This window comes from Bradyrhizobium sp. C9 (assembly GCF_002532045.1).
Classification (GTDB): Bacteria; Pseudomonadota; Alphaproteobacteria; order Rhizobiales; family Xanthobacteraceae; genus Bradyrhizobium.
In genome coordinates, this window is sequence record NZ_NWTG01000005.1 from 386784 (window position 1) to 400396 (window position 13613).

Below are 13613 nucleotides of genomic sequence, written 5' to 3' on the forward strand. Positions count from 1 at the left end.
CTCCTCAATGGCCCTGCCGACGGGCAAGCCGTCGTCGTTGGCGCCTTTCGGCGAGCAGCGACAGCAGGCCACCGAGCGCCAATGCAGCGAGGAGCGTCAGCGCGAACAGCAGCGGACCGTTGGGACCGGAGGGTACCATCACCGCTTCCGCTGGCAGTAGCGTTTGACCAGCAGCGAACCTGACCATGTCACGCGCCGGCGCGCTGTCCTGGTTGTCGAACGCCGGATTCTTCTCCGCGCCCTCCATTACCTCCTTCAGACGTTCGAGTTTGGCTTGAGCGCCGACATAGGTGGGATGACGCGGACCCAATACGGCCGAAAGCCCGGCCAATTCCCGCTCGGCCGCAGCATACGCCTCCGTCGCCTGTGCGCGCAGCCGCCCGCGCAGATATTCGGACGCAACCCAATTCGCCAGGTTGGCCGCGCGCTGCGGGTTCGACGTGGTCACCGCAATCGCGATCAAGTAAGACCGCGGATCGTTGGTCACGGTGATCTGCTTCATGAGGCGTGTGATCGCGAGTTCGCGCGGCGTTGGCGCGGGATGAGCCCCGAGATACGGCCAGACATGGGAGAGCGCTCGCTCCAGGCGGCCCGGGCGCGCGTAGTCGGGATCCTGGTCGAGCCGCAGCGCCGACACGACCGCGCTTGCGGTGCCGCGCGACCGGATGATGCGCGCCGAACTGTCAACGACGGCAGCCGCATCGACGGCCGCCGTCGATTGCAGTCTCTCGCCGGCAACATTTTCGTTACGCACAAAATCGAGCTGAATGGTGGCTTCGCCGGTGTATCGCGATGCCATAAACATGAACGCGACCAGAAAGGCTGCCTGCGCAAGCACGACAGTTATCATGACGAGCTGCCGGTGCCTCCATACGACACCCAGCGCATCATGTACGACCTGCTCATAATGTATGCGGGGGGCGTTGATCGCGCCTGTCTCGACAAACATTTCCTGATCTCCCGAACGGGTGCGAGCTCCCGATCTTTGCGCGTGGCCAAGGCGGTTGGCCAGTAGCCGATGGCTCAGTGACGTCATCGTATGAAAATCCTGAAAGCGGCCCTGTTGAAAAGCGCACCGACCAGCGCGCGGGCCTGAAGGCGGTCGGCTACCCTGAGCAGATCCAGAAACAGGTGCTCGCCGTCGGATTGGCCGGCTGGTTCTATCCGGCCAGCGCTCCCGTCAGCCTTTCGGTCGACAAGAGCGCCGACGATATCGAGCAGACCCCGCTGATAAGAATAACGCGAGATCGTGCAGCCTAGCAGCCGCGCCTCTTGCTTGCAGCGGATTTGTGCCGGAGCAAAGCTGCGCGTAGCCGACCGAAACATCGGCAGGTCGGCTTCGGTGTCGCCGATCGCAATGGTCTCGACGTCCGGTCCCAAGACCCGATCGCGCAGGGCCGTCAGGCCCGTCCCCTTGTTGACGTTCTTTGCCACTACGGCGGTATCGCTCGTGGTTTGGCGGAAGCAGAGCCGGTCGAGCTGGAGCGTCGCGATCAGATCACGCACGATCAGCGTTGGCAGCGGGACCGGAACGCCCTGACCGATGCTGAAGCGGCGCATCCGCGATAGCAGGCTCTGGGGTTTCTTCTCGATCATGTAGGCCCGGATGGAATATCTATGGCGCTCGTCGAGAAAAACGCCAGGAAGTTGCCGCAGCGCTCTCCTGAGTTCATCGAGCTGAACCAGCGTGTCCTGATCGATCAGCGGCAATCCGTGCCCGGCAACGGCGTCCCACAAATAAGCGCCGTTCTCCGCCACGCCACCGGCCAGCCCGTACGCTTCACAATAGTCCTTGACCTCGTAGACCGACCTCGCCGTGTTGAGCGCGACCGAACAGTCATGCTTCGACAGCAGGGAAAGAGCCTCGATGCCGGCCGCCGTCGTGCTGGGATAACCGAAGATGCGCCGGTCCATGACGCCGTCAATGTCGAGGAAGACAAGCGGCGAGTGCCAAGACAGCGCTCGCGACGGCCGACATCGCGCACCGCAGAACTGGGCGGTCTGTGCAGTCAAGAAATCCCACGCGCCGAGGAAGCGCCGGTGCTGCTCCTGCTGCTGTTTGCCGCACTGCACGACACTGAAGAGGTTCTCCTGCGCCGTCTCCATTGCCCACACGCCGGCCAGCAGCTTGTTGATGAAGAGCCGGTCTGCAACCGATGCGTCGCCGGAATGCTCGACGTAACGGCGGACCAATCGCTCCTCCTCGTCGGGCGACAGCTCGAAGCTCAAGATGGCGTCCGCGAGGTCGTAAGCCGGATCGACGCTGTTCAGCAGGGTCTTGCCGAGGCCATGCCCAAAATAGCCCGTCTTCAACAAACCCGTCCTGCCCACGATCCACTCGGCACCACCCATGTTGCCATCGATCAGCGTGGGACACGGGCAATGCAATCGATAAAGTTGCTGCTGGATCAATGACCGCATCGGTACATCGAGCACGAAATCGCCATATGCGCGGCCGAACGCCTCGGCCAGCAGCGTCCAACCGTTCTCGTGCACGGCCTTGCCTGCGACACGCGACTTCGGCAGGGCCAGGAGACGAGTGCGCGCAGCAACGTAGCAGGCCACCCTGTCGATCCAGGAATCGCGATTCAATCCGATGTCCATGGCGGCCTGCTGCTGCGGCAGCCACTCGCTGTACAGGATGCCGTCACGCAGCCCAAGGACCGGCGCAACGAACTCGGACAGCCGCTGCGCGACAAGGAACGCCGGGTAACCGAGGTATCCCAGTCCAACGCTCTTCGCCACGAAGTGACGGACCTCGCGGTCGCCTTGCGCAGTCTGCAGCTGCACCTTGAATATCCGCCGCAGCGTCGCGCCTCGCTTGCCGCTCGCGCTGTGCTGCACACCACCGTCGAGCTCCTCCGCCCGCCAGCTATCGAGCACCTGAACATCGGAGAACCCGCGCGGCGCAAGATATTCGGCCAATCTTTCCGCGACCATCCGGGGATCCAGTAGCTGCTGCTTTCGCCAGCGCTCCGGCTCGAGCGTGATCACCAGGCCGTCAGGCAACGCCGCAGCCCAGCCGGGCGTTGCCGGATGTGTCGGCACCAGCACCTTTATCTTGGAAAGGTCGAAGCCTGCCTGACGCGCGATATCGACGGCAAGAACGATCGTGCCTCCCGAATTGGGCGGATCGTCCACAATTACCAGCGTGAAGCCCTTCCGGGCGTGCTCCGACAGCTGCCTGCGCTCCCAATCGCTCGGGCCCTTCTTCGGATGCACCGTAAGGGCAGCGACCCGGCCGTAACCTTCGGCCTTGAAGAAGGAGCACAACAGAGTGGAAAAGTAGGTACCAGCCGTTCGTAGCCCCAGGACGAGAACCGGATGCGACCTGTCGGCAACGCCCCGCATGAACCGTCGCCCCAGTTCGAACACGTCGACAGGTGTGAGGTCGAGCCGGTTGAACGCGGACGGTATGCCGAGGCGAACGTCGAGCAGTCCGGACGGCAGCTGCCGGCGCAACAACGCTGACAGCTTCCCGGTGACCTCCGCGAACGGCGCCGCCTCGCCTTCCGATCGCATCAGACCGGCAAGGAGTACCTCGAGCCCGTTCTGCCATTCCTCCTTCCAGCGGCGAAGCTGGGTCCTGTGCCGTTGCGGCCACTTCTGCGCGACTTTGTCGGAGGTCGATAACGCGAAACGCCCGAGCCGGCCTTTTGCCAACTGCGAGGGTACGCGCAGCGTGTGTCCGCGCAGATATTCCTCGACGCCATTCAACAGCGAGGATGAAAGTAGATATATGTTTGTGGCAACTTCCCTCGCCTGCCATCCCGGCTCGACATAACCGAGCCGATCAAGCTCCGCGGCAAGACGCTCGCTCACTTCGCCGACCGTCAGATGAGGATCGAGGCACCAATCATAGGCGGAATAGAACTCGGTCTCGGCCAGCAACGGGTCCAGCGCCACCGCCGATCGCTCGATTATCGCCTGCCGCTCCAGCACCAACATCGCTATTTCGGCTCCGGTTCCTGACTGGTTACGCTGCCGAACCCGCCTCGATTTCGGACAAATCATGTCGGGCATATTGATCGATCGCGCGTGCATAGACCGCCATCAGCGCCTGGTAGTTGGCTTCGGCGGTGAAATACCGGTCAAACGTCTCCCGCGCAGCGCGGCGCATCTCCGTCAGTGCGGATACCTCCGACCAGAGGGAGCGTACACATGCCGCGAGATCGTCTGCATCGCCTGCTGCAAAGCACGCGCCGTTGCGCCCATCGACAATGTCGGCCATCGCGCCATGCCGGGGAACGATAACGGGCGTGCCCTTGGCGAACGCTTCGATCACGACACGAGGAAGAGCTCCCTCGTAGCATTGCGACGGCAGGATCAATACCGACGCGGCGCCGATCAGCTCGTAGACGTCGTCGTGGGGCACGCCGTGCAACCATTCGATCGCCGCGTTACGGGCGGCCGCCTCGCGAACCAGCCCGTCGAGCGGGCCGTCGCCCACGATCTTCAGCGGCATTTCGAGTCCCCGCCAGGCCTCGAGAAGCGCCTGAATGCCTTTTTCCTCGGAAAGCCGGCCGACATAGACAGCATAGCCGCCGTCGCCGACGCCGACGCGCGGCTCGGGATAGAGGAAGTTGGGCTTCACCACGATCTTGTCCGCGGGAAGCCCCCCTTCGATGAACTTCCGGCGGCTGAATCCGCTCAGGGCGACATACGCATCGACGGCGTGCTGCCAGGTCCCCAGCAGACGATGGGTCGCAAGCATCGCCGCGACGGTCGCGCTCGCCGCCGTGCTATGTCGGTAGCAATTGTGCGCAACGCCACGCCAGAGCGTCGCCTTGCCGAGGCAATCCTCACAAGGCTTGCCATCGCGAAACAGCAGCGCATTGACGCAAACAAGACGGAAGTTGTGCAGCGTCTGCACCACGGGAACGCGCTCGGCATGCGCGGCGTAATAGGCGGCCGGAGACATCAGTGGAAACGTGTTGTGGAAGTGAACGACCTGCGGTCGATGCAGACGGATCAATCGCCGCAGTTCGGCAATGGTCTGCCGGCTCCAGATCGTGCGGCCCGCGAGCTGCAGACGCCCCATGTCGTCGATCGTGTCGTTGGAGAGGCAATACTGCGTCACCTCGTGGCCGTGCGCCCTGAGCAGCGAAACCTCGGCCGCGACGCATTGGTCCTCGCCGCCGGCGAGCTTGTAGAAATTGTGCGCCACGAGAATGTTCATCGACGTCCTCCTGCAGCTGCAGCTTCCGCGGCGGCCACCGCCTGGTCGGACGCGGCGGCGGGCGGCATCGGCAAGCGGCAGAGCTGTCCATTGCTGACCGCTGGCGCCTGCCGGGTGAACTGCCCCATGAGGCGCAGCACACCTTCCAGCCGCTGCCATTGGTCGAACTCCTCCAACTCCCAGGAATGTCCCCAGAGATGGAAGACGCCGCCGCGCGCGACGACCTGAGACAGCAGCGATTCCGCGAGCGCGGGCCATTCTGCGGCGCGGCCGTGACGGATGTAGCGCCAAAGGTTGCCCAAGGCCATCCGCTTGATCGCGTTCCTCGCCAGACCGGAACGGCGGTGCGGAAACGCCTGGACGGTCGTCGGTATGTGCAACAGGCCGGCTAACGGTCGCGGAAAGCCGAGCGCAAGCAGCTCGACGGTGCGCAGGCCGATATATCCCGCTCGCTGGACCATGCGCACATGCTCTTTGCGGTAGCGGCCGATCGGCGGGCAGAAGCACTCGCAGCGAACACCCGTGCTGTCCTCGATCCAGGCCTTGGAATCGGCGATCTCCTGCGCGGCCGTTTCCGTCGTCACGGACGTCAAATCGACATGATGGAGCGTGTGCGCGCCGATCTCGAAGCCCTTGCCCAGCGCGCGCAGCTGCATGGCGGACATGGTCTGTCGTTCGATCGTCGTCGCGGGTACGTAGAAGGTACCCTCCAGTCCGTACTTCGAGAGCAATGCGGCCACGCGATGATCCAGGGGATGACCATCATCCCAACTGGTCGTGATGTAGGCCGGTAACGTCATGACCCGCCTCCCACCACACTCAAGCGATGACCCATCCGGACGTCCGCCTGAGCGGCGGCGAGCATCCGATCAATGCGGGGCATCGCGATGCTACGCTGAATCAAGCGGAAAAGCCCTCGCGGCGACCATCGCAGGTCGAGCAACTTGAGCTCTGCTCGCGCAAAGGCGCGGATTTCCGCGATCAGCTCCGGCTCCTGCTCCGGTGCTTCCATCATGGTCAGGAAGGCCGACAACACGCTTTCCACAAACGTCCGCTTGCTCAGGGCCACGCGCCGATCGATGGTACGAATATCGGTCGCCACATCGCAAAGCAGGCCGGCCAGGTCATAGGCCGCCGGGTAGCGTTGGTTGAATACGACACCGACGCAAGCCGGCTTGTCGGCATCGACGAGGGTGAGAACGCGTCGTGCGGGATCGTAAAGGATGTTCTGAAGGCAGAGATCGCCGTGCGAACTGCCCGTGGCCCAGTGCGGCCGCAACACGGTGACAAGAACCCGGGCCATGGCCGCCAGCACTTCCGGAGGCTGATCGCTATGGGCGGCAAGGGACTTGTTGAGGTCCGTGCCGGCGGCCATCGTCATCACCAGGGCCGGCGGCGCTTCGGAGACATGAAGCGGCAATGGCGCGCGCAACGTCCAGTCATGAACCGTCCTGCCGTCGACCGAGCCGTGCAGCCGCACCTGGGCATCGAACTGCCGTCTTGCCGTTTCGACCGCGGCCGGCTCGTCGGGATAGAGCTTGACCGCCAGATCGCGATATCCTTGCCAGACCGCATCGTCCCCGCCTGTACGGATGCCGTAGATCCGGCCCTGGAATCCTTCTCCGATCTGCCTGATGTCCCAATCGACAGCCGGATTCGGTTGCGCGAGTTGCTGCAGGACCTGCACGATAGGAGCGCGAACGTGATCCGCAGGACCGGGCCGGGCTGCGACCGTCAGGAATGCGACCCAGCGGGCCACCGATCCCGCAACGCTCCCGGCCAATATCCCGTAAGCAGCTCCGAGCAATCCCCATTCGGCGGTAAACGCCCAGACCGCCGTCGCCGTGACGAAGGCTCCGACCGACGTCGCCACCACGACCGCCCGTGGCCGTTCCATGCTTGCCATTGCGTTCGAGGCCGACGCCCCGGCGGCAGTCGCAAGCACGGCCAGCGCCAGGATCGTCACGACGTCGCCCCGCCCGTCGTATCCGTGATCGTGGTAGACCAGCCTCATCAAGAAGTCGCCGCTGAAAAGAATCACGACCCAGAAGAGCGACATGACACCGACGAGCAGCAGCGCGTCACGCGACGCTTGACGGCGCAGCCTCTCGACTCCCCCCTCCTTGAAAGCAAGGACCGAGCGCGGCGTCAGCGTGTTGCGAAATGCGCTCAACAATGGGTTGGCCACAGACGCGATGCTGTTGCAGGCTGCGAAAACGCCGGTTTCCGCCAAACTGACCAACAGCGGCAGCACCCAGTAGCTGACATAGCTCTGGATCGTGACCGTGATCTGTCCGGCACACAGCCATTTGCCAAGTCGCCAGCTCTCCGCGGTCGCCTGCCGCACGCGGCCCGTCGGAATCGAGAAATTCCGTCGTGCCAGGTAGAGCCAGACGAGGCTCGTCAACGCGCAGCCACCCGCCAGTGCGAGGGAGGCATTGACAGCGGACATCCTGTCGGTCCATCCGAGCCAAGCCAGCACAGGCAGTTGCACCGCTGCCACGCCGGCATCCAGGATCAGGGCATTCGCCACATTCAAATGTGCAAATGCGTACGTTCGGTTGAACTCCCGCTGCAATGCGAACGGGACGGTCAGCACCAACGTGCAGACCAGCCAGGTCAAATCGTTCGTGGCCCATAGCGCGATCATCGCGACGGCCACGATGGCCAGCACGACAATGGCGATCACGGACAACCACACATTGTGCAGCAGCGCGAGCCCGACATGCTGCGCGGGGGTTCGCGACGAGCGGTGCCGCTGAATCGTGTACGGCATCAGGATGAGGGCGTCCTGCAACGCGAGCACAAATCCCAACACGGACAGACCAATGGCGTAGATGCCGAGTTGGCTGGGCTGGGTGAAACGACCGACCAGCACCGTCGACAGAAGGCTGGTGCCGCTCACGACCGCCTGGTCCGCCAACGCCAGGGCGTGCGTACCGAAGATGATGCGCGTGATCGCCGCCCACGCTGTGGCGCTCCGGCTTGCGGGTTCCTGCAGAACGTGGCGCTCCGGATGCGGGAGCGCATTGCGGTCCACACCAAGCACCAAGGGGCGGTCTTTCACTCCGATTTTCCGCATTCCAACCTTCGACTCACCCGGCCTCACGGGACGGCATCGCGCCGGCCGACTTTCGACCTTGCATGGCGCGTCGCAATAGCTCACCCGCCGCAAGGCAGGAGAATCCCGGGACGATGTAGGCGTAGCGTCGCCACAGACGCTTCGGCTCGGAGCACAACCGGAACAGCCATTCGAGGCCATGACGCTGCATCCACAGCGGCGCCTGACGCTTGGTTCCCGCGAGGAAGTCGAATGCCGCGCCGACGCCGATCATCACCGGCGCGTCGATCTGCCCGCGATGCGCTGCCATCCACCGCTCCTGCTTCGGCGTGCTCAGGCCGACCCAGACGATGTCCGGCCGCGCGGCATTGATCATGTCGACGATCGCGCGGTCTTCCTCCGGCGTCAGTGCGCGAAACGGCGGCGAGAAGGTGCCCACCACCTGCAGTCCGGAGGCGGAGCGAACCAGGGTTTCCTTGAGCTTCTCGGCAAGGCCGACATCCCCGCCATAGTAGAATTGCCGATAACCTCGCGTTGCGGAAACTGCCGTCATCGCTCGCATCAGGTCCGGTCCATAGACCCGTCGCGTGCGCTTTTTGCCGACAAGACGCAGGAAATACACGAGCGGCATCCCGTCCGGGGTCACCATGCCGGCCTCATCGTGGATCTTGCGCAGCGACGGATCGCTCCGGCATTCCATCACGCCGTGCACCCCCGTGACACAGACATATTCGCGGCGCCGCTCTTCGATCCAGCGCTCGAGCGTTGCAACTGCGTCGTCCATGGTAATGGCGCTCACGCTGACACCGAGCACGTCGCCACGATCAAGCGCTGGGTCGGCCCTGGGAATCACTGCGGCATCTTCCACACGAGCTTGTCAGCTTCGCGCGGGTCGGACAGCAGGTTGTCGAAATAGGCGATGGTCCTGCTCAGTCCCTCCTTCACGCTCACGACCGGCGCCCAATGCAGAAGCTCACGCGCGCGGGAAATGTCGGGCCGGCGCTGACGCGGATCGTCCTGCGGCAACGGTCGGAACTCGAGCCTGGAGCGCGACCCCGTCAGCGAGATGATGAGCTCGGCGAGTTCGCACATGGTCATCTCGGTCGGATTGCCGAGATTGACCGATCCTTCAATGTCCGCCGGCGCGTTCATCAACCGCGTCAAACCATCGATCAAGTCGTCGACGTAGCAGAATGATCGCGTTTGCATTCCCGTCCCGAAGACCGTGATCGGCTCGCCCCTGAGCGCCTGCACGATGAAGCTGGATACGACGCGGCCGTCCTGCGGATGCATGTTCGGACCGTAGGTGTTGAAGATGCGGGCGACGCGAATATCCAGCCGATGCTGCCGCCGGTAATCGTAGAACAGCGTCTCCGTGCAGCGCTTGGCCTCGTCGTAACAGGCTCGCGGTCCGGCGATGTTGACGATGCCACAGTAATCCTCGGTCTGGGGATGGACGTCCGGATCGCCATAGACCTCGCTGGTCGACGCCTGAAGGATACGGGCATGCAGCCGCTTGGCGAGGCCCAGCATATTGATCGCGCCAAGCACGCTCGTCTTCGTGGTCTGGATCGGGTCGCGCTGGTAGTGAATTGGCGATGCCGGGCACGCGAGGTTGTAGATCTCGTCGACCTCGACATAGAGTGGGAACGTGACGTCGTGCCGCATGACCTCGAATGCCGGCTCGCCGAGAAGCGGTTCGATGTTCCGGCGCATCCCGGTGAAGAAATTGTCGACGCAAAGCACCTCGCATTCCTGCTTCAGCAGTCGCGCGCACAAATGTGAGCCGAGGAATCCAGCCCCCCCGGTGACCAGAACACGTCTTTTCAAGCTGCGTCTCCGCCGGTTTGCATGTCCGCCGGAAGGTCTCCGGCATTCCCGATCTTGAGGGAGCCAGCACGCCGCCAACAGTTGCGCTCATGGATAAGCCGCAACGAATAGGAGCTATCCGGCTCGAATCCGGAGGTACCACCAGTGAAGTACCGCTGACGCGCGCGACATTAGCCCGTGTTTTTCTGCACTCAGCCCACGCAACCACTAGTCTTGAAGCTGCCAGCCATGGAGCGTCTGCAGACTCCGGCTGGCCACGCGTGGAGTTCTTCGTGGACAGTGATCAGCGACCGATTGCTTCCGGTACCAACCCGGCGACGCCGATCCGACGCTTGCTGACATCGCTGTCGGCGGCGTGCCTTTCCGTCCTGTTGTGCGCAGGTGTGGCGCCGGCGGGACAGACAACCTACCGTCTTGCTCCAGGTGACCGCATCACGGTAACCGTCTTCGGGCAGCCTGAACTCTCGGGTGACGTCCTGATCGATGATGCCGGCACCATCAGCCTTCCCCTTGCTGCGGCCATCGAGGTCAAGGACCTGACAGTGTTTGAATGCCAGGAGCGGATCAACGACAAACTCCTTGCCGAAGGCCTTCTTCGGACACGATCGGTCGGCGTGCGCATCGCCGAACTGCGGCCGCTCTATGTGCTGGGCGACGTGCGGCTGCCGGGCGCTTATCCCTTCCGCTACGGCAGTACGACGCAAAGCGCCGTGGCGCTCGCTGGAGGATATGGCCCCGTCGACGCACTGCGCCAGACCGCACTCTCCGACTATCTGTTGGCGGAAGAGCGTGTCCGCCAGCTTACGAACCAGAAGCGCACCATGCTCGTCCGCCAGGCTCGTCTCGAGGCGCAACGCGACGGAAAAGACAGCTTCGCTCCGCCGGATCTCGGCAACGCGGCCAACGACAAGGACACGCTCCGGATCATCGGCAGCGAACAGGACGTCTTCAGGATCCAGGCTACGATCCTGCAGGGCCAGATCGACTTGCTTCGGTCGCAAAAGCCGCTGCTAAAGGAACAGATCGAGGCCAACAGCGAACAGGGCAACGCCGGCAAGAAGCAGCTCGACCTGATCCGTCAGCAAATCGATCGATATGGCAACCTTCTCCGACAAGGATTGGGGACACAGAACAACGACTTCAATTACCGCGTCCTCGAGGCAAACCAGGAAGCAACGGTCTGGCGATTGCTCTCGGACGTCTCCCGGCTGCAGGTCGATGCGGGAAACGTCGATTTCAGGATCAAGGAGGTTGACGCGGCATTCAAGCGCCAGGTCGCGACCGAACTGCAGCAGACACGCGATCTGCTCAACGACCTCGACATTACGCTGCCCGCGGCCATCGCTGTCCGCGACGCCAGATGGCGCAACGTCGGCGGCGGCACCGGCGCCAAGCACCTGATCAGCATCACCCGCATGCGGAACGGTCACGCCGTCGTATCGGATGCCGACGAGACGACGCCCGTTGAGCCCGGAGACGTCATCGACGTCAAGAATGAGATGCCGGCCGGCATCACGTCAAACGACCGGGCCACCGCGGAACTGCTTAGATCACCCCCCTCCGGGACTGAACAAGCGAGCGGCCAGGACCTCACCAGCCCGATTTCCAGATAGCAAGTGGCGTTACCATACGAACTGCCGCCCATGAACCAAGATTGCGCTCTTCGGGAGCCATGACAATACCCCCCTCAACCGCGCGCACCTTGCCTCGGCCGGACCGCTACGTCTTCCCGCTATCTTGCGTTCTCATGGGATATGCGCTGCTCAGAAACGGCTTTGCCCATTTTACCGACCGAACGATTCCGATCGGCGCATTCACCTTTATCGCGGGCCGGCTTGCGCTGCTTCGATCAGGCTGCTTGATCGCCCTGTCCGCGTCGGCTCCGTGCCTTCGACGCACCAACCTGCCGCGAGCCCTCGCCATCCGGCGCACGATCAAGCTCGCGGCCTGGCTCGCGGCGTTGATCTGGCTCCCGGCGCAGCCGGCGCTGTCTGGCCCCGTCGAGGAGCCGTGCCCGGCCGATGCCATTTCGATTCTGCCGGACGAACCGATCCAGCCGGCCGTCGATCGTGCCGAAGCGGGCGCCGCGTTCTGTCTGAAGAATGGCATCCATCGCAGCCAAGCCGTCCGGCCACGCAAGAACCAGCGGTTTTATGGGGAAGGCCGGACGATTCTGAACGGCAGCCGCATCCTCACCGACTTCAGCCGGGAAGGCACCTACTGGGTTGCCGGTGGCCAGAACCAGCAAGGACGGCGGGTCGGATCATGTGTCAGGTCGGCGCCGGCTTGCAACCTGCCGGAGGCCGTCTTCGTTGACGACGTTCCCCTCACCCAGGTGCTGACGAAGGACGACGTCACTTCCGATCGCTTTTACTTCGATCATTCGGCTGGAAAGATATTCCTCGCCAATGACCCATCGGCCCATAAGGTCGAAGTCACCGTCGCAGCGTTCGCATTCGAGAGCACCGCACCCGGCATCTTGATCAAGAATCTCACCATCGAGAAATATGCCAGCGTCGGCCAGAAGGGCGCTGTCCAAGCGCAGGATGCCAACGGCTGGGTGGTCGAGAATTGCGAACTTCGGCTGAACAGCGCGGCGGGGATCGCGGTAGGATCCGGCACCCGGATCCGCGACTGCGACATTCACCACAACGGCCAGATCGGGATCACGGGAGTCGGCCACGACGTTGTGATCGAGCGCAACCGCGTATTCGAGAATAACACCCGCGAGTTCAATCCCAACTGGGAGGCCGGGGGCGTCAAACTTGCGGTCAGCTCAAACGTCGTCATGCGCGACAATCGCGTCTACGACAATCGCGGCCCAGGGCTGTGGTGCGACATCGAATGCCGCGACGTTCTCTACGAGGGCAATATCGCCGAAGGAAACAGCGAAGCCGGAATATTTCACGAGATCTCGTTCGCGGCGGTGATCCGCAACAACAAGCTTCGACACAACGGCCTCGGCAAGGGCGGGTTCTGGGGCAACAACCTCCTGATTGCCGCATCGCAGGACGTCGATGTCTATGGCAACGAACTGATCGTTAGCGCCGGAAAGTGCGGCGTCATCCTTGTCGACCAGGGCCGCCGCACCAAATCGGGTGCGCTTTACAAGACCCGCAACAACCACATCCACGACAACGACATGATATTCGAGGGTGCAGTTTGTGCCGGCGCCGCCTCCGACGTCGGACCTGACAACGCTAACGCCGATGTCATCGAGACCGGTAACAACCGGTTCGATCACAACATCTATCGTATCTCTCGTGGAAGCACGCCGGTCAGATTCGCGTGGGGACGTACCGTCCTCGATTGGGACCGCTTGCAGCACGCCGGGCTCGAACAGAACGGTAGTCTCCTCGTCCATTGACTGCGCTCGAGCCACGACGCGCGTAAACCGCGCGCATCGACCGATATTCTCGACGGTTGTTGCGATTTCGGACTACCACCTCGTTTCAATCGGGACTTTGAAACGGTCCGGTTAAGGTCGGCAATCGAAGTTGCTCAAATCCCTTCTGCGACTGATGCAGCTCAGGCAACTACCGA

General features: G+C 63.1%; 9 protein-coding genes. 2 read left to right on the forward strand and 7 right to left on the reverse strand.

Annotated features, from left to right (window positions below):
• Positions 1–4 precede the first annotated feature (4 nt).
• The 7 genes from CO675_RS14665 to CO675_RS14695 all read right to left on the reverse strand — a co-directional run bounded on the left by CO675_RS14665 (position 5) and on the right by CO675_RS14695 (position 10070).
• Entirely contained in the window at positions 5–949 is a 945-nt protein-coding gene (locus CO675_RS14665; RefSeq protein WP_158231242.1) for a GumC domain-containing protein, read from the reverse strand.
• Between the two features lie 83 nt (positions 950–1032).
• Positions 1033–3948: an HAD hydrolase family protein gene (locus CO675_RS14670; RefSeq protein ID WP_158231243.1), complete on the reverse strand. Its 2916-nt coding sequence runs from the start codon at positions 3946–3948 to the stop codon at positions 1033–1035.
• A 28-nt stretch (positions 3949–3976) separates the two neighbouring features.
• The gene (locus CO675_RS14675; protein WP_097672606.1) at positions 3977–5179 is read right to left on the reverse strand and encodes a glycosyltransferase family 4 protein; all 1203 of its coding nucleotides are present in this window, start codon (positions 5177–5179) and stop codon (positions 3977–3979) included.
• Positions 5176–5979, reverse strand: a complete 804-nt coding sequence (locus tag CO675_RS41425) for a polysaccharide deacetylase family protein (RefSeq protein ID WP_097672607.1) — start codon at positions 5977–5979, stop codon at positions 5176–5178. Before CO675_RS41425 ends, CO675_RS14675 begins: the two co-directional genes overlap by 4 nt.
• A complete protein-coding gene (locus CO675_RS14685) occupies positions 5976–8261 on the reverse strand; it encodes a hypothetical protein (RefSeq protein WP_143279011.1) in 2286 nt (761 codons plus the stop codon). The genes CO675_RS41425 and CO675_RS14685 overlap by 4 nt, the downstream gene beginning before the upstream one ends.
• A 13-nt stretch (positions 8262–8274) precedes the next feature.
• A complete protein-coding gene (locus CO675_RS14690; RefSeq protein WP_245452758.1) occupies positions 8275–9108 on the reverse strand; it encodes a WecB/TagA/CpsF family glycosyltransferase in 834 nt (277 codons plus the stop codon).
• Complete coding sequence (locus CO675_RS14695) at positions 9090–10070, reverse strand: UDP-glucuronic acid decarboxylase family protein (RefSeq protein ID WP_097672610.1); 981 nt, start codon at positions 10068–10070, stop codon at positions 9090–9092. The genes CO675_RS14690 and CO675_RS14695 overlap by 19 nt, the downstream gene beginning before the upstream one ends.
• Before the next feature lie 272 nt (positions 10071–10342).
• On the opposite strand from CO675_RS14695, the gene CO675_RS14700 reads away from it, so the two are divergent.
• Positions 10343–11683: a polysaccharide biosynthesis/export family protein gene (locus CO675_RS14700; RefSeq protein ID WP_158231244.1), complete on the forward strand. Its 1341-nt coding sequence runs from the start codon at positions 10343–10345 to the stop codon at positions 11681–11683.
• Positions 11684–11928: 245 nt separating this feature from the next.
• A complete protein-coding gene (locus tag CO675_RS14705; protein ID WP_245452759.1) occupies positions 11929–13437 on the forward strand; it encodes a right-handed parallel beta-helix repeat-containing protein in 1509 nt (502 codons plus the stop codon).
• The last annotated feature ends 176 nt before the right edge of the window (positions 13438–13613 follow it).